Below are 24,243 nucleotides of genomic sequence, written 5' to 3' on the forward strand. Positions count from 1 at the left end.
CGCAGGCGCGCCGAATTGATTGCGTCTGCCCATCGAAAGATCGGCTTATCGCGCAAGCCGGGTCGGCAGTATTGATGCCGGGCACGCCGTTTCGACGGCGGTTCTCCATTCCCAAAAAGGCGCTGTCCAGACTTGACCATGAAAACACCTTCCACGATCGCCGCTAGCGACATGGAACCGATGCGGTTCCGCATGGCGCGCTGGGTCATGGCGAATCGGGGCCTCGTGCTGATCATCTTCGCGCTCGCGACGATCGCTTTCGCCGTGGGCATTCCGCGCGTGGAGATCCGCACCATCTTCAAGGATCTTCTGCCCGCGGACGATCCCTTCGTGCAGGTCTATTACGACCATCCGAATTTCGGAAACCCGCTGACCGTCTCCGTGATGATCAAGCGCAAGCAGGGCGACATCTACAACGCCGACACCTTGCAGAAGGTCTGGCAGATGACGCGGGACATCGATCTGACGCCGGGCATCGATCACGACCAGCTGATCTCGATCGCCACCGAGAAGCTCCGCTTCGCCGAGTCCACGCCCTACGGCATCGACATGCGTCCGCTGATGGACGACAGCGTCCCGTCGACGCCGGACGAGGTCAGCGACTTCCGTCGCCGCGTGGAGCAGTCACCCAACGCGCGCGTCTTCTACGTCGCTCGCGACGAGACCGCCACGCTGATCAATGCGACCTTCCTCGACAGCGTCGAGTACGGCGAGGCGTTCGAGTTCGTCCAGGACCTGGTGGCCAAGGCTGCGGACGACCAGCACGAGATCTACGTCGCCGGCCAGCCGACGCTGACCGGCTGGGTCTACAAGCTGCAGAAGCAGACGTACGAGATCTTTGCACTGACCCTGGGTCTGCTCGTGGTGCTGCTCGTGCTCTACATGCGCAACATCGCCGGCGTCGTGATGCCGGTCGTCTGCGCGGCGATGGCGGCCATCTGGGGCGTCGGCTTCATCGGCTGGCTGGACCGTCCGATCGAACCGCTGCTGACCATCGTGCCGCTGCTGCTGGTGGCACGCACGCTCTCGCACTGCATCCAGTACACGGAGCGTTACTACGAGGTTCTCGAACACCTCAAGGACAAGCGCAAAGCGGCGGAAGTGTCGATGGGCGTGATGCTCGCGCCGTCGGTGCTCGGAATCATGGCCGACGTCTTCGGCATCGTGTTCATCGCGCTGGCGCCGATCACGGCGATGTACAACCACGCGCTGTTCTGCGGCGCCTGGGCGCTCTGGCTCATCCCCAACGGCGTGTTCCTGGCCTCGATCCTGCTGTCCTACCTGCCGGTGCCGACGAACGCGGACCGGATCTCCGGTGGAGCGGCCAAGGAAACCGGCATTCACCGCGCGCAGAAGATCCTGCTGAGCCGCATCGCGCTGCTCACCTACGGCAAGTACGCCAGGTTCACGGCGGTCGTGGTCGTGGTGATCGGCGCGGTCGCGACCTACGAGTCCTTCCACATCAAGATCGGAAATCCGACCGAGGGCAGCAACCTGCTCTGGCACGACTCGGAGTTCAACACGGCGGTTCGTGCGATCAACAGCCACTTCCCGGGCATGAACACGCTCGAGATCGTGCTCGAGGCCAAGACCCGCGACAAGAACGTGCGCGTCGCCCGCACGCCGGAGGTCGCGGAGGTGGCGTCGAGGATCCAGGCCATGGTCGAGTCCGACCTGACGCTGGCACCCCAGGCCACGTTGTCGTTCACCGATTACATGATGGAAGGCAACCGCCTGTTCTCCGGCGGCAACCCGCGCTGGCTGCCGCTCGACCCGACGGTCGCCGCGGTGCGCGCCGCCGGCACCGCGGTGGTGTTCGGCTCCAACCCGGTCAACTTCGGACACGTGTCGGATTTCGAATTCCAGAGTTCGACGATTTCGCTGTGGTTCAAGGACAACAAGCAGGAGACGGTCGACGCCGCACTGGCCAGCGCGCGGCGCGCGGTCGAGGCGGTAGGCGAAGATCACCCCCAGTTCCGTGTTCGCATGGCGACCGGATTCATCGCGTTGCAGCAGGCGATGAACAACGTCGTGCATCGCTACCACTGGTTCATCCTGGCGATGGTCAACATCGCGATCGGGATCATCTCGGCGATCGCGTATCGCTCGTTCGTCGCAGCCCTGCTGCTGCTGATCCCCGTGAACCTGTCGAACTTCCTGCTCGTCGCCGCGATGAAGTGGATGGGCATCGGCCTCGACATCAATGCGGTCATCGTCGCGGTGATGGGCGTGGGCGTGGGTATCGACTACGGCATCTACCTGCTGTCGCGCATCTGCGAGGAGTTCACCGCGCAGGGCCAGGACTGGGAGCGTGCCATCACCGAGGCGCTCACCACGACCGGCAAGGCGATCATGTTCACCGCCTCGATCATGCTCATCGGCATCCTGCCCTGGTACTTCATGTCGGATCTCAAGTTCATGGCCGACATGGGGCTGCTGCTGGTCGCGATCATGCTGATCAACATGGTCTTGTCGCTGGTCGTCCTGCCGCTGCTGGTCTGGTTCGTCAAGCCGAGCTTCGCCTCGCGCGAGGACCTTGCGCTGAGCGAGAACATCGACCTTTCGAAATACATGACGCCGCCCGTCGTGGCCGCCGTCCTGGCGAGCGAGAAATAAGCCGCACCGAACCTAGCGTTCTGCGGCCCGGAACGTCGCCCCCCGGATATCGCGGGTGATAGCGGTCCATGGAGAAATAAAATGAGAATCAGAAAGTACGACGTCGATTACGGCAGGCGCGCCCTGATGCAGAACCTGGCGATCGGCGCCGGCGCCGGCGTCCTGACGCCGCTGTCGAAGGTCTTCGCCGCGCAGGGAGAGATCCGCAAGTCCTATCCCGATGAGCTGCTGTCGATCGATGCGTACACCAAGGGCAAGGTGAAGACCGGTGACACGATCAATGCCAGCAACGTCGAACTGGTCAAGGAACTCCTGGATCCCTGCATCTACATGCAGGTGAAGAGCGAGGGACGCAAGTTCCGCATCAAGAAGACGCAGACCGACTGGTCCACGATGTTCCCGGCCGAGTTCTACGAGGCGACGCTGCGCAGCACGAAGTCGCCCGGCAAGTTCGATGCGGACGGCAATGTCGTCACGCAGGATGGAAAATCCTGGGTGGGCGGCCTGCCGTTCCCCGACCCCAAGACCGGCGACGAAGTGCAGGCCAATCTGTGCCTGTCCTGGGGTCGCGCGGACTACAACCAGTACGCGGTCAACGACGTCGTGCTCAACCCCGACGGCAGCGTCGGTTACGACTACGAGTTCGTGTGGTCGGAGCTGCAGACGCAGGCCCGCATGGACGGCAAGATCTTCCAGAACAAGGCCGATCTTCTGCGCTACCAGACGGTGTTGTTCACCTCCACCCAGGACGTGGCCGGCAGCTCGTTCCTGTCGATCTGGTACTACGACCAGCGCAAGTTCCCCGGCCTCTACGGCTACCTGCCGCAGTTCAAGCGTGTTCGCCAGTTCCCGACCAACCAGCGCTTCGAGCCGCTGATCCCGGGCGTGACCTGGTTCCTCACCGATCCCTGGGCTGCAGGCGATCCGATGCGCACCTGGGGCGAGTACAAGATCGTGGAGCGCAAGCCCATGCTCGGCGCCTACAACGTGACCGCCGACATCGACCAGCCCAACTGGATGGCGAAGGTCCACGGTGGCCCGAAGGGCACCACGTTCTTCGACACGGATTTCGAATTCGTGCCCGAGGTGATCGTGCTGGAGTCCAAGCCCACCGCCTATCCGCGTGCACCCGTGGGACGTCGCCTCGCGTACATCGATGCCCGCAACAGCATCTACAACGGCAATACGCGATACGACCGCCAGGACAAGCCCTGGGTGAATTTCGAAACCGCCTTCGGCCAGTACAAGAAGGGCGACAAGGTCGTCTACGGTCCGGACGGCAAGAACCCGGCGTGGTCGTGGACCTACTGCATGTCCTACGACATGCAGACCAAGCGCATGAGCCGCGTGCGCCACCTCGAGCAATGCGGCGCTGGCTACAAGAGCGTGTTCAGCGCCGACAACGAGGAGATGTACAACAAGTGGTGCACCCAGCAGGCGATCCAGCGCCTCGGTTCGGTGTAGCCCTCGCCGGCATACCGGTGCATTCCCCCGGTCCACGGCGACGTGGACCGGTGCTTCTCTCCACCAGGTCGAAAGCATGGTTATCAAGACCATCGCGGGCGTGCTGTTGCTCGCGGTTCTAGTTGCGAACAGCGTTCCGGGTCGGGCGTCACAGGCCCCCACCGAAGTCGTCAACGGGATTCCACACCAGTCGCTGTTCGGCATCGCCTTCGACGAGGCCAAAGGCGTGGCCGTCGGCGCCGCCGGCCAGATCCTGAGCACGCGCGATGCGGGCAAGAGCTGGACCACCGAAGCCACGCCGAATCGGCTCGGCCTGCTGGGCGTCGCGGTTCGCGGCGAGCGGCGCATCGCGGTCGGCCAGATGGGCCAGATCCTGCTCAAGGAGGGCGAGGGCAGCTGGCAGATCATCGACGGCGGCACGCAGGAGCGACTGATGGCGGTCAGCCTCAATGCCGCGGGAGAGGCCGTCATCGTCGGCTCCTTCGGACTGATCCTGACGTCGCGCGATGGTGGGCGCACGTGGGTCAAGGGCAACCCGGACTGGTCCCAGTATTTCGCCGCGGATGCCGCGGAGCTGGGCGACGATTTCAAGCCGCACTTCTACGCCGTGACGGTCTCCGACGAGCGCGTCATCACCGTCGTGGGCGAGCTCGGACTGATCCTGCGTTCCTACGACGGCGGCTGCAGCTGGACGGTCCTGCACCGCGGCGACCAGGCGGGCGGCACGGGTCGCGCGTCGCTGTTCGCGATGGACCTGCGCGGCGATGGCAAGGGTTACGTGGTCGGGCAGGGCGGGCTGGTGCTCACGACCGCCGACGGCGGTACGAGCTGGACCAAGCTCGACATCGGAACCGAGGCGCATCTGCTGGGCGTGGCCACGTCACCGGGCGGAGACGTCGTCGTCACCGCGATGCGTGAAGTCCTCACGAGTCGCGATGGCGGAACGCACTGGCAGAAGCAGGACGCCCTCGACATCAAGACCGGTTGGTACAACGCGGCCGCTCGCCAGCAAGGGACGGGCGCGGTGTTCGCCGTTGGCCATTCCGGCCGAATCATCCGTTTCGCCGAGTAATCCAGGTCGACGTGCGTCGGTGCGTGCACAGCGCGCCCGGCTGCTGCGCGGGTCGTCGGCCCCATAAACCCAAGAAATTCAGGAGAGCAAAATGAAAGGGGACAGGAACATGCAACGAACTCAGCGCCGTGTCGGCGCGACTCTGGGTGTGCTGGCGCTGGCGATCACGGGGAACGCGGTCCACGCCGGCGAAGCGGGCGGCTTCTTCGACGACATGAACATCAACTTCGCCGGGTTCGTTCGTGCCGAGAGCGCGATCAGCACGACCGGCCAGGAGAATCCGAACAACCAGGGCGGCAACATCTTCAACAGCCAGACGGTGGCGCGTACGGCCTACCTGCCGCCGGCACTCGGCGGCGGGCAGTGGGGTGCCATTCCGCTGGGCGTCGGTGGAAACCAGCAGCTCGGTGGCCTGCTGCCGCCGATCGCGTTCACCGATGAGGTCCGACGCGGCGACTTCATCGATGCCGACGACAACGCGTTCAACTACACGATCCTGCGCGCCGAGACCGAGATGCAGCTCACGCTGACCGACCACTGGTCGGTGATCGGCCGACTGCGCGCGATCTATGACCCGACGATCTACCAGCAATTCAACCCCGGCAGCGTGGGTGGCGTGCAAGGCGCCATCGACGGCGGAGAGAAGCGGCTCTACAAGGGCCGCCCGAACATGTTCGAGTACATCGTCGAGGGAGGAGACAAGCCGAATCCGCTGGAATGGTCGGGCAAGGACTATCTGGTCTATTTCCCGGCCTTGCTGGCCGAGTACACCAGCGGCGGGCTGAACCTGCGCGTCGGCAACCAGCAGCTCGCCTGGGGTCAGTCGATCTTCTTCCGCGTGTTCGACGTCGCCAACGGTCTGGACCTGCGTCGTCACCTGATCATGGATCGCGCGCTCGAGGAGTTTTCCGACAAGCGCGTCCCGCAGCTGTCCGTGCGACTCAGCTACCAGCTCAGCGACACCATCCTGCTGGACAGCTTCGTCGCCAAGTTCCAGCCCACCGTGTTCGGAAACCCGAACACGCCGTACAACGTGATTCCGGCGCAGTTCACGGTCCACGACCTGTACAAGGAAGGCGGATACGACAGCAAGCTCAACTACGGTCTGCGACTGAAGGGCGACTACGGACAGGTCAGCTTCCAGCTGATGGCGACCCGACGCTACAACCCGGACGGCGTCTTCCGGTGGACCGAGTCGGGCGTGCAGAAGCCGCTATCCGGTCTGCTCGGCACGGCGGTGAATCTTGCCTACAGCGTCAAGCCCCAGCTCGGAAACCCCGACAATGCCGGCGCGTGTTCGCCGACGCTCTGCCGGCTCTACGACGACATCTCCGAAGCGCTCTCGCATACGCCGTTCGAGGCTTCTCCGGCGGGCGTCTACTCGGCGCGCGAGTGGTTCAACTACGCCGCCCAGGTCCGGCTCGACGGCGTTGCGGGCCTGAACGCGGCCATCGAGGAATTCGCCGCTTCGCGTGACGTGTTCGCCACGCCTGCGGACAACTACGACCAGGCCTATGCGGAGCTGGACACCTTCTTCATCGCGGCCGGCGGATCGATGCGCGGACACATCGCGCGGCAGTACTTCCGTGAAGACGTCTTCGGCGTGGGCGCGAGCTACGTCAACGAGAGCGAGAACGATCTTCTCAACCAGATGATCTTCAACCTCGAGGTCCAGTACACGCCGGAGCGGACCTTCACGAACAAGGGCCTGAGCCGCAACTTCGTCAAGCAGGACGAGTACACGGTCTCGCTGGTCGTCGACAAGTGGCACCGCTTCTTCAACGAATTCCCGGGAACCTACATCCTGTTCCAGGCCTTGACGAAGAACCGCAGCGATCTGGTCGGGCGTCACCTGGGCGGCTTCGGCGGCTCGGAGAACAAGGAAGCGCCCGGAAAGTCCGGCAACTCGAACTATCTGGTGCTCGGCTTCCTGCAGCCTTGGCCGAACAAGATCTACGAGATCGAGTTCGCCGCGCTGGTGGATCTCGAGGGTGGCATGCTGGCGCAGCCGGGCCTTCGCTGGAACGCCGGCAAGAGCGTGACGGTGGAAGGCTTCTACAACTTCGTCGACGGCCGCCTGTGGGGCAATCCCAACGACAACCTGCTGTCGACGATCGACTTCGCCGAAGAGTTCACGCTGCGGGTCAGCTACCAGTTCTGATTTTTCGTCTCCTTCGCTCCGCACCTTTGTGGAGCTCACTCGGCCGGCGCGCCTCCTGGACGCCGGCCTTCTTTTTTATTGGAGACGTACGACATGCCGTACCTGACGCGATACGGGCGTGGCTTCACGCGCAGGAAATTCCTCACCGACGCTGCGCGAGGTGTGCTCGCCACCGGCGTGCTCGCCCCGCTGGCGTCATCGATGGCGGCGAGCGGTGAGATCACCAAGGCCTATCCGGACGAGTTGCTCTCGATCGAGGGCTACACCAAGGGACGCATCAAGACGGGTGACTTCATCACGAGTGCGAACGTCGAGCTCGTGAAGGATCTGCTCGAACCGGTGCGTTACGAGCACATCCTCAACCATGGTCGCCGGCTCAAGGTCGTGAAGACCACGCAGGACCTGATGCGCCTGTCGCCCTGGGAGTACATCGAAGCCACGCTGAAGAACGCCGGCAAGGCGGGCTTCGATGCGAAGGGCAACGTGGTGAACAAGGCCGATGGCCGTCCGTGGATCGGCGGCAATCCGTTCCCGGATCCCACGAACGGCCTGGAACTGTTCGCCGCCCAGACCTTGAGCTGGGGCCGTCACGATGCGTCGTTCTACGCGCTGACGGCGCAGGCCCTGGGACGGAATGGCGAGCCGCGCTTCAACTACAGCGGAGGCTGGGCGGAGCTCTCGCCAGTGGCACGCGTGAGCATGCAGCCGGCGCCGTACTGGCCGGGCCACGAGGACAAGCTGCGCTTTCAATCGGTGTTCTTCCAGACGCCGTCGCAGTTCAGCGGCACTTCGTTCCTGAATGTCTGGGACTACGACCACAGCCGCTTCCCGGACCTCTACGGATATGTGCCCGAGTTCCGCCGCGTGCGTCAGTTCCCCACCGACCAGCGATTCGAGCCGCTGCTGCCCGGCCTGTCGCTGTATCTCTCGGACGCCTGGGCCGCAGGTGATCCGCTGCATACCTGGAGCGGATACCAGATCGTGGGGCGCGGGCCTTTCCTGGCGGGCCTGGCGGGGAACTGGAACCCCGGGGATCCGAACTGGGAGCAAGGCGTTCACGGCGGACCGAAGAACCAATCGTTCTGGGACACCTCGGTGGAACTGGTGCCCGAGGCCATCGTCGTCGAGGCCATGCCGACGCGGTTCCCCCGGGCGCCGGTGTCGAAGAAGCGGGTGTGGTTCGACGCACGCAACCAGATCGTGATCGGCATGGTGACGTATGACCGGCGCGGGCAGCCGTTCCGTTCTTTCGACGGTGCCTATTCGCTCTACGAGTCAGGTGACGACAAGTTCATGGACGGCGCGCATCCGTACTGGAGCTGGTGCCATGTCACCGCTTCCGACGTCCAGACCGGCGATGTGACGCGCCTGCAGCAGGTCAAGGCCCTGCCGGGAAACCATCGCAGCGGCGCGAACGACGAGACGTTCTATCACCGCTACCTGACCCAGCAGGCGCTGATCAAGCTGGGGGCGGCCTGATCGCAGCGGCGCCATCGCGGGTCCGATGTTGGCGGCCCGAGCCCGAACTTCCTCGCTAAGGCCCGGAAGGGCTGGCGACCGAACGATAACGCCCCACGTAGCCCGGACGAAGTCCGGGGGTCCCTTTTCCGGGCGAGCATGTCTTGGAGAAAAGCTCCCGGACTTCGTCCGGGCTACGGTGGTGTTACGACGTCGAGCGTCCGTGCGCACGGGATGGGGAATCCCGGGTTTCACCCGGGCTACGCGGTTCGTCCTTCCGCTGCTGCGACGACCTTCGGCCACGCCAGCCGCACCTCGAGCCCACCGTCGGCCGCATTGCGTGCCTCGGCGCGCCCGCGATGGGCACGCATGACACGCGCGACGATCGCCAGGCCCAGGCCATAACCCTCACCGCCCGCGGCGGCCTTGCCGCGGAAGAACGGCTCGAACAGGCGGGGCAGCTCGTCCGCCGGTACGCCCGGCCCGCGATCGCGTACGACGATGCTCGCTTCGCTGGCACTGGCATCGAGCCCGATCACGATCTCGCTGTCGGCGGGTGCGTGGCGCACGGCGTTGCGGATCACGTTCTCGAGCGCCCGCATCAGGCCGTCGCGATCGGCCGACGCGTGCGCATTTCCTTGCACCGTCGAGCGCAACTGCAACCGCACACCGCGATGCGCCGCCTGCGGCCGCTCGGCTTCGATGACGTCTTCGGCCAGGGCCTGCAGGTCGACATCGGGCAGTGCCGCGAGCTTCGAGGCCTGATCCAGACGGGCGAGGGCGAGCAGTTCGCCGACGAGCAGGTCGATGCGCGCGATCTCGCGGTCCGCGCGCTCCAGCGTTTCGGGACGATGATCCTCGCGCGCGAGTTCCAGTGCGAAGCGCAGACGAGACAGCGGGGCGCGCAATTCGTGGGACACGTCGTGCAGCAGCTGGTCGCGGCTCTGCACGAGGGTTTCGATCTGCACGGCCATGCGGTCGAAGTCGCGCGCCAGGCGTCCGTACTCGTCCTCGCGAGATCCGATGACAGTGCCGACGCGGCTCGACAGATCGCCCGCCGCCATGCGACGCGTGACCGACTGTATCTGTGCCAGCGGCTGCGACAGATGACGCGCCACGACCCAGCCGACACCGGCGATGGCCAGCACCGACAGCAGGATCTGCAGGCCCAGCGGCACCCAGCGCATCCAGGGTGCGCGCCGCGGCGGACCCTGGATGACGATCAGCCAGGTCGGCGGATTGGCGGCGAGGCGCCGCGACACCAGCCACTGCCCGCGCGGCAGCCGCACCTCGGCATTGGTATCGGTCAGTTCTTCGAGATGTCGTGCCACCGGGCGCGGCAGATCGCCGTCGCCTTCGAGCGATTTTCCGTCGCGCACCAGTACCACGCGACGGCCGTCGTCGGGCGCATTCAGATCCGGCGTGCGGCCTTCGGCCAGCGCGGCTTCCGCCCGCATGACGACCTCTTCGATGTCGGGCGGCCGGTCGGCGTTGCGCTCGAAGATCGCGTGGGCGATCAGCACGCTGACGCCCATCGTCAGCAGGTTGGCGGCGCAGAACCACAGGAACAGGCGGCCGTAGATGCTCATGCCAAGGGCCTGCGAATGCCTGGTTGGTCGCTGCGTTGGCCTCTGTTTGCTCGCCAGGCAAGGCGCGACCGAGGAAGTTTGCTGACTGCAAATGACAAGGGAGCAACGCAGCATCGCGAAAAAACAGAGACCAACCCTCCGGGACCGGCCCGTTTTGGCCCATCGCTGCGTCTGTCGTCGCTTATGTACTTTGAGTACACCGCACTCCTCCATTCTTGCGCTGGGCGAAAACTGACTCGGCCGCAGCGATCAACCAGGCATTAGCAGGCCCTAGTCCTCGATGAGTTGGTAACCCGCGCCGCGGATGGATTCGACGCGCAGCCCCGACTTCGCCGCCGTCAGCTTCTGGCGCAAGCGACTGACGTGAACGTCGATCGCGCGGTCGTAGCGTTCGAGCGGCCGGTGCAGCGCGCTCTGCGTGAGCTGCTCGCGCGTCACCGCCTGGCCGGCCTGGCGCGCCAGTTCGAGCAGCACCGAGAGTTCGGCGCCGGTCAGCGGCAGCGCCTCGTCGTTGCAGGTGGCGCGGCGTTCGGCAGGACGCAGGCGAACCCGCCCGACGTTCAGTTCAGCTGCGGGCTCGGGCGCCGCGTCCGGGCGCGTGCGACGCAGCAGCGCCTGGATGCGGGCCAGCAGTTCGCGCGGCAGACAGGGCTTGGCGAGGTAGTCGTCGGCGCCCAGTTCCAGCCCGACGATGCGATCGACCGGCTCGCCGCGGCCCGACAGCATCACGATCGGCAGCTGTTCGAACTCGCGGATGCGGCGCAGCGCGGTCAGGCCGTCCATGCCGGGCAGCATCACGTCGAGTACCAGCACGTCCGGGCGTGTGCCGGTATGCAGGCGCTCGATGGCGGATTCGGCGGAATGCACGGCCTCGGCCGTCAGGCCCTGGCGCTCGAGGTATTCGGCCAGCAGGGCACAGAGTTCGCGGTCGTCGTCGGCGATCAGGATTCGCGGCATGGGGAGACAGTACCGGCACGCTGGGAAGGGGGTGCGCGCGTTTACCCAACTTTACGTGTCCGTAACCGAGGTTAACGCGACCTCCGGGTTTAATCTCTTCGCCAACCCCGGCCCCAACGGAGTTCCAAAATGTCCACCTTCAAGATCTCTTCCTTCTCGTTCAAGCCGATGCTGCTCGCTGCCGGTCTGGGCCTTGCTGCCGTCGGCGGTGCCTTTGCTGCCGGCACCACCGGCGCTGCTCCTTCCGGCGACGGTCCGCGCCACGATCCGGCCGCGCGCATGGCCAAGTACCTGTCGCTCGACGAAACGCAGAAGACCAACGTTTCGGCGATCTTCGAGCGCAACCGCCCGGCGAACGAGGCGCTGCGCGAGCGCAGCAAGGCCAATCGCGAAGCCCTGCGTGCGCTCAAGCCCGGCACGCCGGACTACAGCACGCGTTCGCAGGCTCTGGCCGACGCGGCCGGCACGCTCGAGCGTGACCGCGTGTTGCAGCGCACGCAGATGAACGCCGAATTTGCGACCGTCCTGACGCCGGAGCAGCTCGCCAAGATGCAGGCTCACGACGCTCGCGGCGGCCGTCACCACGGCGGTCGCGGTCGTGGCCCTGGCCCCGGCGGCAAGCCGGCGCCGGACGCCGAGTCGTAAGGCCCGGCGGTTCGATGTGACCGGCCGCGGCGCCCTCGGGCGCCGCGGCTTTTTTGTTTGCGTAGCCCGGACGGAGTCCGGGGCCCCCCCTGTTGACGAGCCGCATCCCCGGCTTTCACCCGGGCTACGCGGGGCTCAAGTCCTGCCCGCTGCCGCCGATACCTCATTCGTCAGCAATCGAGAATGAACATGGGCGCGATGATCCGCATGCAGGCACTTCGGCAGTACCAGCACTCCAGCGTGGACTGCGTGACGGCTTCGGCCAGTCCGCACCAGCTCATCGCGATGCTGCTGGAGGGTGCGCTGGACCGCATCGCGCAGGCCCGCGGCGCGGCGCGCAATGGTGATCGTGCATCGCGTCTGAAGAACGTGGCCTCGTCGATCGCGATCCTCGAATACCTGAACCTGTCGCTGGATCGTGGCGCGGGCGGGCTCAGCGAGCGCCTCGCTGCGCTGTACGACTTCTGTCTGCGTCACCTGGCGCAGGCCAATGCCGCCGACGACGCGGACATGCTGGACGACGTGGCCGACGTGCTGCGCCCGATCAAGCAGGCCTGGGACGAGATGCCGCGCGGTCCGGGCATGCGCTGATGGGAACCATGGCCATGGACGATCTGCCCCGCGATCCGTTCGATGCACTGCCGCACTACGCGGAGCGCCTGCGCGCCGAGTTCGAGCCGCTGCCGCACGCGCCCGACGCGGACACCTGCGCCCAGCTCGAACATGAGGCGAGCGCGCTGCTGATGAGCCTGCTCGCGATCGAGGAGAACGCGGTGGCGCGCAGCGGCGACGACGAAACCGAATCCGGACCGGAGTTCCAGCGGCTGGAGCGCAAGCTCGACCTCGTCCTCGAGTTGCTGTCCGCGCGACTGTTCGAGGCGTCGGCGCCCTCGGAGCGCAATGTGCAGATGAGCGCGGCCGGTGCGCGCTGGGCACTCGGCGGATCCGCACCCGCACCCGGCAGTGCCGGAATCGTGTCGATCTACGTGCATCGCCTGCTGCCGCGGGCGTTGCGCCTGCCGGCGGAAGTGCTGCACGACGAGGCGGGCTGGCTGCGCCTGCGATTTCTGGAGGTGGGCGAGGCCTGTCGCGAACTGCTGGTGCGTCATGTCTTTCAACAGCACCGCCGTCACCTGGCCGGCACGCGCCGCGCCCAGCGCACCCCGTAGCCCGGGTGAAACCCGCGAGCTTTTTCTTTTCGTCGGGCGGGATCCCGGACTTCGTCCGGGCTACGGGATGATGTGATCGAGTCGCAGCCCGTAGCCCGGACGAAGTCCGGGGCTTCTCGTCATTCGAACGGGGACCCCCGGGTTTCACCCGGGCTACGGGTGATGTGGATCAGGCGGGCGCGGCCTGGCGCGTGATGCCGTCGGCGTCGATGCGCAGGTAGTCGCAGCTGTCGTCGCGCCAGTCCGGCAACACGATGCGTTGCGCAGCGCCGATCGGCAGCTCCACGTCGTAGGTGCCCGGTCGGTGCGTGTGCCCGTGGATGATCCGCCGGACACCGGCTTGCGCCATGCCGCCGCGGATCGCGCCCGGATTCACATCCATGATGTTCTCGGCCTTGTTCTGCTTGGCGCGATCGCTGCCGCTGCGCAGGCCGCCGGCGATTCGCTCGCGCCGTGCACGCGGCAGCATCAGGAAGACGCGCTGCGCGAACCGGATGCGCGAGAAGCGGCGCCAGCGCTGGTAGGCGCGATCGTCGGTGCAGTAGAGGTCGCCGTGCGACACCAGCGTCGGTGTGCCGTGAAGGTCGACGCGATGCGGATCGGGCAGTTCGGCGATGCCGGTGAGGTCGAAGAAATCGCGGCCGACGATGAAGTCGCGGTTGCCGTGCTGGAAATAGACCGGGATGCCGCGTGCCGTGAGCGCGCTCAGCGCGGCGACTTCGGGTGCGTACTGCAGCAGGCCGATGTCGTCGCCGATCCAGCTTTCGAACAAATCACCGAGGATGTAGACGGCCGCGGCTTCGCGCGCCGGACCGTCGAGGAAACGCAGGAAGCGTTGGCGTAGCGGCGAAGTCTCGGGCGGCAGGTGCAGGTCGGACACGAACAGCGTCGGCCGCGTGTCCGACATGAGTCCCATCAGGTTCGCAGCACCGAACCAACCGCTCGCAGGCACAGCTCGACGTGCTGGCGCGTGCAGCTCTGGCCCATCAGTCCGATGCGCCAGATCTTGCCGGCGAATTCGCCAAGGCCCGCACCGATCTCCAGCTCGAATTCCTCGAGCAGGCGGCGGCGCAGCGGCTCTTCGTTGAGACCTTCCGGCAGCTTGACCGCGTTGAGCTGCGGCAGGCGTTCGTCCTTCGGCACCAGGTATTCGAGGCCGAGCTTTTCGAGCCCGGCGGCGAGTTCGGCGTGAAGCTTCTGGTGGCGCGACCACGAATGCTCGAGGCCTTCTTCGTGCAGCAGCGTCAGTGCCTCGTGCAATCCGTACAGCGCGTTGACCGGCGCCGTGTGGTGGTAGCTGCGCTTGGCGCCGCTGCCCCAGTAGGCGGTGACCAGCGAGAAATCCATGAACCAGCTGCGCACCGGCGTCTTGCGCGACATCAGCTTCACCAGCGCGCGCTGCCCGAAGCTCACCGGCGACAGGCCGGGCGGGCAGGACAGGCACTTCTGCGTGCCGCTGTAGATGGCGTCGATGCCCCAGTCGTCCACTTCGAGCTGCGAGCCGCCGAGCGAGGTCACCGCATCGACCAGGCTCAGCGCATCGTGACGCTGTGCGATGCCGGCGAGCGTCTTGGCGTCGGACAGCGCACCGGTGGAGGTCTCCGCCTGCACGAAGGCCAGCACCTTGGCTTCCGGATGGGCCTTGAACGCGTCCTCGACCTTCTGCGGATCCACTGCGCGGCCCCAAGGGTCCTTCACGGTGACGACTTTCGCGCCCAGGCGCTCCGACATCGCGCGCATGCGGCCGCCGAAGACGCCGTTGTCGCAGACGATGATGGTGTCGTCGGGTTCCAGCAGGTTGGCGAAGCAGGCTTCCATGCCGGCCGAACCCGGACCCGAGACCGGCATCGTCAGTTCGTTGCGCGTGCGGAACGTGAGCTGCAGCAGGCGCTTGATGTCGTCCATCAGGCCGATGAAGGCCGGATCGAGATGCCCGATGGTGGGCTGCGCCATCGCGGCCAGCACGCGCGGGTGCACGTCCGAAGGGCCGGGGCCCATCAGCACGCGGCGCGGGGGCACGAAGGCCGCGGGCGGGTTCGAGTTGGCGGTAGCGGCGTGGCTCACGGGAGCATCCTCGACATCATGAAATTGGGAGGTGAAACGAAGGTGAGCGCGCCGATCGTCTAAACACATCGATAGGTCGGGCTCGTCCTGCAGGAGTGCCACGAGGGCACTCCTGCAGGGATCAAGCGTTTTGCGCCGCGAAGAATTCGCAGGCGCGCACAGCCTTGCTTCAGGGCAGCAGCGTCGCCTTCTTGATGACGACCGCCGTGACCGGGACGTCGCGACCGAAGGGCGGGGCGTCGCCGGTCGGCGTGTTCGCGATTTTCTCGACCACGTCCATGCCCTCGACCACGTTGCCGAACACGGCGTAGCCCCAGCCGTCCTGTCCCGGATAGTCGAGGAAGCTGTTGTCGCCGTGGTTGATGAAGAACTGCGCGCTGGCCGAGTGCGGCGCGCTGGTGCGGGCCATCGCGACGCTGCCGCGCACGTTCTTCAGGCCGTTCTTGGCTTCGTTCTGGATCGAGGCGCGCGTGCTGCGCTCCTTCATCTTCTCGTCGTAGCCGCCGCCCTGGATCATGAAGCCCTTGATCACGCGGTGGAACACGACGCCGTCGTAGTGGCCGTCCTTCACGTACTGCGTGAAGTTGGCGACGGTCAGGGGCGCTTTCTCGGCGTCGAGCTGCAGCACGATGTCACCGAGGCTGGTTTCGAGCTTGACGCGGGGGGCTTCGCTTGCGGATGCGGACGACATGGCAACTCCAAGGGTGAGGGACAGCAGAAAGGCGAGCAGGCGCATGGGACTTCTCGTCGGTGGGGTGAAGGACGCCGGGACCGGCGTCGAGGTTCCGCGTCCGCCAAGCAGCGTGCGCGGGTGCAGCCGTCCGGGTGTGCGCAGCGCGGACATCACGCGCTGAATCCTGGACGTGAAGGCAGGAGGCATGGAGCTCAGGCGGCTTCGGACAGATCGTCCTGCTCGACTTCCTCGATGGCGAGGCGCAGCAGGTCGATGCCGGCGCCGGGCCGATGCGCCTTCTCGGACAGCACGCGACGGAAACCACGTCCGCCGGGCTGGCTGCGGAACAGGCCGAGGATGTGGCGGGCGATGCGGACCAGCGGCGTGCCGGACTTCAGCTCGCTTTCGATGAACGGGATGTAGCGCTCGAGCACTTCGTAACGATCCGGCATGTCCTGGTCGCTGCCGTCGAACAGCGCGGCCTGCAGTTCGGTCAGGACATAGGGATTGTCATAGGCCTCGCGGCCGAGCATCACGCCGTCGACGTGGCGCAGGTGACGCTCGCACTCGGCCACGGTCTTGATGCCGCCGTTGATGGCGATCGTCAGCTGCGGATAGTCCTTCTTGAGCTGGTAGACCTGCGGGTAATCCAGCGGCGGGATCTCGCGGTTCTCCTTGGGCGACAGGCCGCTGAGCCAGGCCTTGCGCGCATGCACGATGAAGACGTCGCAGCCGGCTTCGGCCACGGTCTCGACGAACTGCCGCAGGAAGTCGTAGCCCTCGGAGTCGTCGACGCCGAGGCGATGCTTGATGGTGACCGGCAGCGAGGTCGCGCGCCGCATCGCCCTGACGCAACGCGCGACCAGATCCGCGTCCTTCATCAGCACGGCGCCGAAGCAGCCGGTCTGGACGCGGTCCGAAGGGCAGCCGCAGTTCAGGTTGATCTCGTCGTAGCCCTCCTTCTCGCCGAGCTCCGCACAACGCGCCAGCGCGTCCGGATCGGAGCCGCCGAGCTGCAGGGCCACCGGATGCTCGACCCCGTCGAATCGAAGGTGCTTGCCGGTATCGCCGTGCAACAGGGCGCCCGTGGTCAGCATCTCCGTATAAAGGCGCGCATCGGCCGAGAACTGGCGATGGAAGTTGCGGCAGAAGCGATCGGTCCAATCCATCATCGGTGCAACCGACAGCCTCCAAGGGTTATGGCCCGGCTGGGATGAGGTCGCAGCGGCGTTCGCAGACACGATCGGGCAATCCTTGAGGGTGCAGATGACGCGGAAGGTCGCGAATTCTAAGGGGGCCGGGCCTCCGAGGCGATCCGGGCAGCCTGAAGGACGGCGGGGCAGGTGGCCCGACCCTCCTTTATAGGAGGGACGACGATCGCCTCGCGGCGATCAGGACAGCGACATGCCGCCGTCGGCCACGATCATCTGGCCGGTGACATAGGCCGACAGCGGGGACGCGAGAAACAGCGCCACGCCCGCCATTTCCTCGACGCTGCCGAAGCGGCCAGCCGGGATTCCCGCGAGGGCGGCGGCGCGGCGCTTGGGGTTCTGGGTGGTCACGTCGGTGAGCTTGGTCTCCACGAACCCGGGCGCGATGCCGTTCACGCGGATGCCGCGAGGGGCCCAGGCCTCGGCCAGGGTGCGGGTCAGGCCCAGCGCGCCGGACTTCGAGGCGCTGTAGGCGGGATTGCCCTTCGTCGCGCGGATGGACGCGATCGAACCGATGACGATGACCGTTCCGCGCGCGGCCGCCAGGGCGGTCTCGTACTTGGCGGCGCAGGCCATCAGGCTCATCAGGTTGACCTCCATGACCTTGCGGAAGCCCTCCATCGCGAATTCGCGGCGTTCGTACAGGACCGTGCCCTGCGCGAGCACGAGCACGTCGAGCCGCTCGGGGACGGGTGCGGCCTCGATCGCGCCGGACTGCGAGACATCCACGCTGCGGTACGCCAGGCCGTCCAGATCGGAGCCTTCGGTGCCCGCGTAATCCGCGGCCGTCGCGCGCGTGCCCCAGACCTCCACCGACGCGCCGCGCGCCAGGAAGGCGCGGGCGATGCCGTTGCCGATGCCGCTCGAACCGCCGACGACCAGCGCCGATTTTCCGCTGAAATCAAGGTCCATCCGACTCTCCTCGCTGGTTCTCGTGGGGTCCGGCGACCGCGCTCCGATGCGTGGCCTCCCAACCGATTCTTCGTCTCGTCAAACCGCGGTTTGATTTTCATACGAAGCGTAGGGACAATCAATTCAAATCCTTCCCGCAGACATGAGGAGTGTTCGTGACGGGAATCTCGGTCGAAGAACTGGGTCCGAAGCTGGACTCGTTGATGCGCGCCACGAAGGGCGCGGCTGCGTGTGTCCACGACCTGCGGGTCATGGAAGACGGGCATGCGGGGCTGACCTTCGGGTTCTCGTTGACCGACGCGCCGGGCGTCGCGCAGAAGGACTACATCCTGAAGCTCGCGCCGGTCGGCGTTCCGCGCCGCGGCAGCACCGACGTCTATCGCCAGGCGCACCTGCTCGGGGCTCTGCACGCCGCCGGGCTGCCGGTGCCGGCCATTGCGTGGTCGTCGCAGGACGAGTCGCTGCTCGGCACGCAGTTCATCGTCATGGAGCGCCTGGCGGGTCGCACGTTCGTGATCTGGGAGCCGAGCGATTGGTTCGACACCAGCCCCGCAGCGGTGCACGGGCTTTGGACGCAGGCGATCCGCGCACTGGCGTGCTTCCACAAGCTCGACTGGACGCGTTCGCTGCCGGAATGGGAGGCGCCTTACACGCTCGCCTCCGAACTCGTGCGCTGGAACAGCCTGCTGCGCCACGCGCCGCAACCCGAGTGGCTCGAAGCCGGGCAGCGCCTGCACGCGGCGTTGGCGCGCGAGGTCCCGCCGGAAGCGCCGGTCGGTCTGGTCCACGGCGACTTCCAGCCCGGCAACGTGCTGTACCACGAGGGTCGTCTGACGGGCGTGATCGACTGGGATCTCGCGGGCATCGGCGCGCAGGGCATCGACGTCGGCTGGCTGCTGATGATGATCGACCAGGCCGCCTGGGCCGACGGCTGGAAGCCGCTGGCGCCGATCGGGCGTGATGAATTGCTGAGCCTCTACCGCGAAGCCGGCGGCACTGCGCACGAGCATCTCGAATGGTTTCAGGCCTTCGGGCAGTTCCGACTCGGCGCCATCGCCTGTCTGAACGTGAAGCTCAATCGAAACGGCCGGCGCCCGGATGAACTCTGGGAACGTTTCGCACCGTCCATCTCCACTCTCTTCTCCCGCGCCGAGCAACTGCTCGCGGCGTCCGGGTCCACTGCATCCGCACGGAGCGTCGCATGATCGATTTCGAGATTCCCAGTGGCCTGGCCAAGCTGCGCGAGCGGGTGCGCACGTTCGTGCGCGAGAAGATCGTGCCGTTCGAGAACGACCCGCGGCAGGGCCCGCACGGCCCGACCGATGAGCTGCGGCGCGAGATGGTCGCGCTGGCCAAGGCCGAGGGCCTGCTGTCGCCGCACGCGCCGTCGGCCTACGGCGGCATGGGACTGGATCACCGCGGCATCGCCGTCGTGTTCGAAGCCGCCGGCTGGTCCACGTTCGGCGCGCTCGCGCTGAATATCCAGGCGCCGGACGAAGGCAATTGCCACATGCTCGACGTCTGCGCCACCGAAGAGCAGAAGCAGCGCTATCTCGCGCCGATCGCCACCGGCGAAGGACGCTCCGTGTTCTCGATGACCGAGACGACGGAGGACGGCGCCGGCGCCGATCCCTCGCTGCTGCGCGCCACCGCCCAGGAGACCGAGGACGGCTACGTCATCAACGGCCGCAAGTACATGATCAGCGGCGTGCCCGGCGCGACCTACAACATCGTCATGGCGCGTGCGATCGATCGCACCGGCAAGGACTGCGGCGCCTCGATGTTCTTCGTCGAGATGGACAACCCGGGCTTCAAGCTCGAGCGCATGCTCGACACCATCGACACCAATTCGCCCGGCGGTCACGCGGTCGTGAACTACGACAACGTGAAGGTCGGACACGACGCCGTGCTCGGACAGATCGGCGCGGGCTTCCGCCAAGCGCAGATCCGGCTCGGGCCCGCGCGCCTCACGCACTGCTCGCGCTGGCTCGGCCATGCGGCGCGCTGCCACGCCATCGCCGTCGAACACGCGGGCAAGCGTCATTCGTTCGGCAAGACGCTGGGTGAACACCAGGGCGTGGGCTTCATGCTCGCCGACAGCGAGATGGATCTGCATCTGTCGCGGCTGATCCTGTGGAACGCGGCGTGGAAGCTCGACCAAGGCGACCACGCGCGCGACGAAACCAGCATGGCCAAGGTGTTCTGCTCCGAGGCGCTGGGCCGCGTCGTCGACCGCTCGATGCAGATCCTCGGGTCCATCGGCATCACGCGCGACACGGTGATCGAGCGCATCTACCGCGACATCCGGCCGTTCCGCATCTACGACGGCCCGTCGGAAGTCCATCGCCATGCACTGGCACGTCGCATCGTCTCGCGTGGACCCAACATGAATTGAGGTACCCCCACGAGCGGTGCAAAGACGCCGCCGTCCAGCTGAGGAGAATCACATGGCAAAGAAGAAGATCCTGATCGCCGGCGCACTGGGCCTGACCGGAAGGGCAGCCGTGCGTCACTTCGAGTCGAAGGGATGGGACGTGGTCGGCCTGTCGCGACGTACGCCCGACCAGGCCTATCGCGATCTCGACGGCAAGGCGACGTACATCGCCGTCGACCTGCGCGATCCAAAGGATTGCGAGGCCAAGCTGTCCGGCCTCACCGACGTGACGCACATCGTCTACGCGGCGGTCTACGAGACCAGCGATCTCAAGGCCGGCTGGGTCGGCGGTGCGGAGGACTTCGTCGGCATCAACGTGCAGATGCTGAAGAACTTCCTCGACGTGATGCTCAAGACCGCGACGAGCCTCGAGCACATGACGGTGTTCCAGGGTGCGAAAGCCTACGGCGCACACACCGGCGCGATGAAGCTGCCAGCCAAGGAACGCGATCCGCGCCTGATCTCGGTGGGCTTCTACACGCCGCAGGAAGAACTGGTGAAGGCCCGCCAGAAAGGCAAGTCCTGGAGCTGGACGATCGTGCGGCCGCAGATGATCTCTGGCTTCGCCACCGGCGCGCCGATCTCCTGCCTGCCTGGCGTCGGCGTCTACGCCGCGGTGTGTCGCGAACTCGGACTGCCGCTGCGCTTCACCGGACGCGCCGATGGTCCGCTCGAAGCGGTCGACGTCGACCTGCTGGCCAAGGTGCTCGAGTGGGCCGCGACCTCGCCGCGCGCCGCCAACGAGATCTACAACGTCGGCAACGGCGACTGCTTCTGCTGGCTGAACGTCTATCCGCGCATCGCGCGCGAAGTCTTCGACATGGAGTACGCGCCGCCGCACACCGATTACCTCTCGGTCGTCATGGCGGACAAGGGCGGCGTCTGGGACGAGATCGTCGAGAAGCACGGCCTCAAGAAATATCCGATGGATCATCTGGTCGCGTCCTGGCAGGTCGTCGACTTCTTCCTCCATTACGGCGACCGCAATCGTCTGTCGTTGCTGAGCACGATCAAGCTGCGCAAGCACGGGTTCCACGAGTGCGAGGACAGCGAGGACATGATCGTGCGTCAGCTCAAGCAGATGCAGGCGCAGAAGGTGCTGCCGGCGTAACGCGCCTCGATCGGACCGGAACCAGGACATGATGACCATCCCGAAGCTGTCGACGTACGACGCGATCTACTCGGCGTTCGAGTGGAACATCCCCGCGCGCTACAACATCGCCCGTGACGTCTGCGATCGCCACGCGGCAGACGAGAGCAAGATCGCGCTGATCGGCGACGACGCGGCCGGAAAGCCGTGGAAGATGACGTTCCGCCACGTGCAGAAGCAGGCCAATCGCCTGGCGAACCTGCTGGTGTCGCTGGGCCTCAAGCGCGGCGATCGCGTGATGCTGCTGATGGTGCAGGACCCCTGGGTCGCGATCGGTCACGTGGCGTGCTGGAAGGCGGGCCTGGTCTCGCTGCCGTGCTCGGTGCTGTTCGGGCCCGACGCCATCGCATATCGCCTCGCGCATGCGGACGTGCGTGTCGTCATCACCGACATGGCGAACCTGCCCAAGATCGTCGAAGCGCGCGCCAAGGCGCCGACCGTCGAGAAGGTGTTCCTGGTCGATGGCGCGGAACCCGAAGCCGGATCGCTCGGCAAGGCGATCGAGCCGGCGAACGATGCCTTCGCGACCGTCGACACCGGCGCCGACGATCCGGCGTTCTTCAACTTCACGTCGGGCACCACCGGCAATCCGAAAGGCGCATTGCAGCCGCACCGCTCGATGCTGGGTCATCTGCCGGGCGCCGAGCTGATCTACGAATTCTTTCCGCAGCCGGGCGACGTGATGTGGTCGCCTGCGGACTGGGCCTGGCTGGCCGGGCTTATGGATGTGCTGATGCCTGCGTGGTACCACGGCGTGCCGGTGCTGACATCGCGTGCGATGCGCTTCGAGCCGGAAGCGGCCTGCGCGCTGATGGCGCGGCACCAGGTGCGCACGGCGCTGCTCACCCCCACGGCGCTGCGCATGATGCGGCAGGTCAAGGATCCGGTCGGCATGGGCGTGAAGTTGCGCGTCGTGATCTCCGGCGGCGAAGCGGTCGGCAAGGAACTGCACGAGTGGGCGGGCGCGACGCTCAAGACCACGATCAACGAGGCCTTCGGCCAGACCGAGTGCAATCTGGTGCTCGGCAACTGCGCGAGCGTGATGCCGGTCAGGCCCGGATCGCTGGGACGTTCGGTGCCGGGTCACGTCTGCGCGATCGTCGACGACCAGGGACGTGAGTTGAAGGCCGGCGAGATCGGCAACATCGCCGTGCGCTCGCCCGATCCGGTGATGATGATCGAGTACTGGAAGAACCCGCAGGCGACGAAGGAAAAGTACATCGGCGAGTGGCTGATCACCGGCGACCTGGGCATGCAGGACGAGGACGGTTACTTCTGGTTCCACGGTCGTGCCGACGACATCATCACCAGCTCGGGTTACCGCATCGGCCCGACCGAGATCGAGGACGCGCTGACGCGTCATCCGGCAGTGGTGATGGCCGCCGCAGTCGGCGTGCCGGACCCGGTGCGCACCGAATCGATCAAGGCCTTCCTGGTGCTGCGCAAGGAATTCCAGGGCAGCGCGGAACTGGCCGAGGAGATCCGCACCTCGCTGCGCGAACGCCTGGCCAAGCACGAAGTCCCGCGCGAGATCGCCTTCGTCGATGCCTTGCCGATGACGACGACCGGCAAGGTGCTGCGGCGCGAACTTCGCGACGCGGAACGCGCCAAGGCCGCAGCGACGAGCGGGAAGAGCTGAGCGCATGACCGACACCACAGCCACACCAGATACGACGGGCAAGGGCGGCGGGCGCCGCCGGCTCGTGATCTCGCAGGAACAGATCGTCCTGATCGTCACCGCGCTGCTCGCGATCGGCTTCGCGCTGACGCTGTCGGGGTTCGCGACGATCGGGAACTTGCTGGCGCTGACCCGCAGCGTCGCGATCCTGGGCATCCTCGGCATCGCGATGAGCGTCGTCGTGATCGGACGCGGCCTGGACCTGTCGCTGGTCGCGACGATGGCGGTCAGTTCCGCGTTCGCATTGCAGCTCATGCAGCACGGCTGGGGCTGGCCCGGCGCGGCGGCGGCCGGCATGGGCGTGGCGATCGCCATTGGATTGATCAACGGTTTCATCATCGCCTTCGTCGAAGTGCCGGCGCTGTTCACGACGCTGGCGACCGGCTTCCTGATCTTCGGACTGGGACGCACCTTCCTGCTCGACGGCGTCATCACCTACCTGCCGCCGCAGGCGGAGACCTTCGCGTGGATCGGGCAGGGCCAGTTGCTGGGCATCCCGGCGCCGGTGATCGTGCTCGCGATCGTCGCGCTGTTCGTGCAGGTGTTGCTCTCGCGCATGACGGTGGGGCGCTTCGTCTACGCGCACGGCGACAACGTCGATGCGGCGCGCCTGACCGGCATCGCGGTGCGGCCGCTGACGATGCTCGAGTACGCGATCTGCGCGGCCATCGGCTGTCTCGCGGGCCTGGTGATGGCGGCCTCGACGGCGAGCATCAACATGCAGATCGTGAATTCGACGTTGATCTTCGACGTGATCCTCGTCGTCGTGCTCGGCGGTGTGAGTCTCGTCGGCGGACGCGGCGGCGTGCTCAGCGTGCTGGCGGGAACCGCACTGATCGGCACCTTGCTCAACGGCATGACGATCATGGACCTGGACAACAACATTCAGAACATCGTGAAAGGCGCCGTCCTGCTGGCCGCGATCATCGTCGACAACCGCCTGCACCCGCAGGACGAAGAAACGGCGCGGCAAGGCGATTGAGGAGATGA

Annotated in this window: 20 protein-coding genes; 13 read left to right on the plus strand and 7 right to left on the minus strand. The window is 66.2% G+C overall.

Annotated elements, in window-relative coordinates; translation table 11 throughout:
* The first annotated feature begins 138 nt into the window (after nt 1-138).
* From DFR24_RS01885 to DFR24_RS01905, 5 genes are all read left to right on the plus strand, one after another.
* Entirely contained in the window at nt 139-2,616 is a 2,478-nt protein-coding gene (locus DFR24_RS01885) for an efflux RND transporter permease subunit (protein WP_246051479.1), read from the plus strand.
* An 81-nt stretch (nt 2,617-2,697) separates the two neighbouring features.
* A complete protein-coding gene (locus DFR24_RS01890; protein WP_133879658.1) occupies nt 2,698-4,080 on the plus strand; it encodes a DUF1329 domain-containing protein in 1,383 nt (460 codons plus the stop codon).
* Between the two features lie 76 nt (nt 4,081-4,156).
* Nucleotides 4,157-5,152 (plus strand): WD40/YVTN/BNR-like repeat-containing protein, encoded by a 996-nt coding sequence (locus tag DFR24_RS01895; protein ID WP_133879659.1) that lies wholly within the window; start codon nt 4,157-4,159, stop codon nt 5,150-5,152.
* 109 nt (nt 5,153-5,261) lie between these two features.
* Nucleotides 5,262-7,313 (plus strand): DUF1302 family protein, encoded by a 2,052-nt coding sequence (locus DFR24_RS01900; RefSeq protein WP_133879660.1) that lies wholly within the window; start codon nt 5,262-5,264, stop codon nt 7,311-7,313.
* Nucleotides 7,314-7,406: 93 nt separating this feature from the next.
* The gene (locus tag DFR24_RS01905) at nt 7,407-8,792 is read left to right on the plus strand and encodes a DUF1329 domain-containing protein (RefSeq protein WP_133879661.1); all 1,386 of its coding nucleotides are present in this window, start codon (nt 7,407-7,409) and stop codon (nt 8,790-8,792) included.
* Between the two features lie 239 nt (nt 8,793-9,031).
* Here the strand turns inward: DFR24_RS01905 and DFR24_RS01910 are convergent, their stop codons facing one another.
* Nucleotides 9,032-10,360, minus strand: coding sequence for a sensor histidine kinase (locus DFR24_RS01910; protein ID WP_162850981.1), 1,329 nt, complete (start codon nt 10,358-10,360; stop codon nt 9,032-9,034).
* Between the two features lie 270 nt (nt 10,361-10,630).
* Nucleotides 10,631-11,317: a response regulator transcription factor gene (locus DFR24_RS01915; protein WP_133879663.1), complete on the minus strand. Its 687-nt coding sequence runs from the start codon at nt 11,315-11,317 to the stop codon at nt 10,631-10,633.
* Between the two features lie 129 nt (nt 11,318-11,446).
* Here DFR24_RS01915 and DFR24_RS01920 point away from each other — a divergent pair, with 129 nt between their 5' ends.
* The 3 genes from DFR24_RS01920 (at nt 11,447) to DFR24_RS01930 (ending at nt 13,131) form a co-directional block, all read left to right on the plus strand.
* Nucleotides 11,447-11,962 (plus strand): Spy/CpxP family protein refolding chaperone, encoded by a 516-nt coding sequence (locus DFR24_RS01920; protein WP_133879664.1) that lies wholly within the window; start codon nt 11,447-11,449, stop codon nt 11,960-11,962.
* 189 nt (nt 11,963-12,151) lie between these two features.
* Nucleotides 12,152-12,553: a flagellar export chaperone FliS gene (fliS, locus tag DFR24_RS01925; protein ID WP_162850982.1), complete on the plus strand. Its 402-nt coding sequence runs from the start codon at nt 12,152-12,154 to the stop codon at nt 12,551-12,553.
* Nucleotides 12,554-12,567: 14 nt separating this feature from the next.
* Nucleotides 12,568-13,131 carry a PilZ domain-containing protein gene (locus DFR24_RS01930; protein ID WP_162850983.1) on the plus strand — a complete coding sequence of 188 codons (564 nt, stop codon included), beginning with the start codon at nt 12,568-12,570 and terminating at the stop codon, nt 13,129-13,131.
* A 169-nt stretch (nt 13,132-13,300) separates the two neighbouring features.
* Here DFR24_RS01930 and DFR24_RS01935 read toward each other — a convergent pair whose 3' ends face one another.
* From DFR24_RS01935 to DFR24_RS01955, 5 genes are all read right to left on the minus strand, one after another.
* The gene (locus DFR24_RS01935) at nt 13,301-14,038 is read right to left on the minus strand and encodes a UDP-2,3-diacylglucosamine diphosphatase (RefSeq protein ID WP_133879667.1); all 738 of its coding nucleotides are present in this window, start codon (nt 14,036-14,038) and stop codon (nt 13,301-13,303) included.
* 8 nt (nt 14,039-14,046) lie between these two features.
* Nucleotides 14,047-15,129, minus strand: a complete 1,083-nt coding sequence (locus DFR24_RS01940) for a pyridoxal-phosphate-dependent aminotransferase family protein (RefSeq protein WP_366518895.1) — start codon at nt 15,127-15,129, stop codon at nt 14,047-14,049.
* A gap of 235 nt (nt 15,130-15,364) precedes the next feature.
* The gene (locus DFR24_RS01945) at nt 15,365-15,886 is read right to left on the minus strand and encodes a peptidylprolyl isomerase (protein ID WP_246051480.1); all 522 of its coding nucleotides are present in this window, start codon (nt 15,884-15,886) and stop codon (nt 15,365-15,367) included.
* Between the two features lie 194 nt (nt 15,887-16,080).
* Nucleotides 16,081-17,109 carry a tRNA dihydrouridine(20/20a) synthase DusA gene (gene dusA / locus DFR24_RS01950; RefSeq protein WP_281280135.1) on the minus strand — a complete coding sequence of 343 codons (1,029 nt, stop codon included), beginning with the start codon at nt 17,107-17,109 and terminating at the stop codon, nt 16,081-16,083.
* Between the two features lie 150 nt (nt 17,110-17,259).
* A complete protein-coding gene (locus DFR24_RS01955) occupies nt 17,260-17,991 on the minus strand; it encodes an SDR family NAD(P)-dependent oxidoreductase (RefSeq protein ID WP_133879670.1) in 732 nt (243 codons plus the stop codon).
* A 155-nt stretch (nt 17,992-18,146) separates the two neighbouring features.
* Here DFR24_RS01955 and DFR24_RS01960 point away from each other — a divergent pair, with 155 nt between their 5' ends.
* From DFR24_RS01960 to DFR24_RS01980, 5 genes are read left to right on the plus strand one after another with little or no spacing between them, the layout of a single operon-like run.
* Nucleotides 18,147-19,196 carry a phosphotransferase family protein gene (locus tag DFR24_RS01960; RefSeq protein ID WP_133879671.1) on the plus strand — a complete coding sequence of 350 codons (1,050 nt, stop codon included), beginning with the start codon at nt 18,147-18,149 and terminating at the stop codon, nt 19,194-19,196.
* Entirely contained in the window at nt 19,196-20,386 is a 1,191-nt protein-coding gene (locus tag DFR24_RS01965; protein WP_133881421.1) for an acyl-CoA dehydrogenase family protein, read from the plus strand. Before DFR24_RS01960 ends, DFR24_RS01965 begins: the two co-directional genes overlap by 1 nt.
* 52 nt (nt 20,387-20,438) lie before the next feature.
* Entirely contained in the window at nt 20,439-21,536 is a 1,098-nt protein-coding gene (locus DFR24_RS01970; protein ID WP_133879672.1) for an SDR family oxidoreductase, read from the plus strand.
* 31 nt (nt 21,537-21,567) lie between these two features.
* Nucleotides 21,568-23,214 (plus strand): AMP-binding protein, encoded by a 1,647-nt coding sequence (locus DFR24_RS01975; RefSeq protein ID WP_133881422.1) that lies wholly within the window; start codon nt 21,568-21,570, stop codon nt 23,212-23,214.
* Between the two features lie 4 nt (nt 23,215-23,218).
* Complete coding sequence (locus tag DFR24_RS01980) at nt 23,219-24,235, plus strand: ABC transporter permease (protein WP_133879673.1); 1,017 nt, start codon at nt 23,219-23,221, stop codon at nt 24,233-24,235.
* Nucleotides 24,236-24,243 lie beyond the last annotated feature (8 nt).

This window comes from Panacagrimonas perspica, assembly GCF_004364935.1.
GTDB lineage: Bacteria > Pseudomonadota > Gammaproteobacteria > Nevskiales > Nevskiaceae > Panacagrimonas > Panacagrimonas perspica.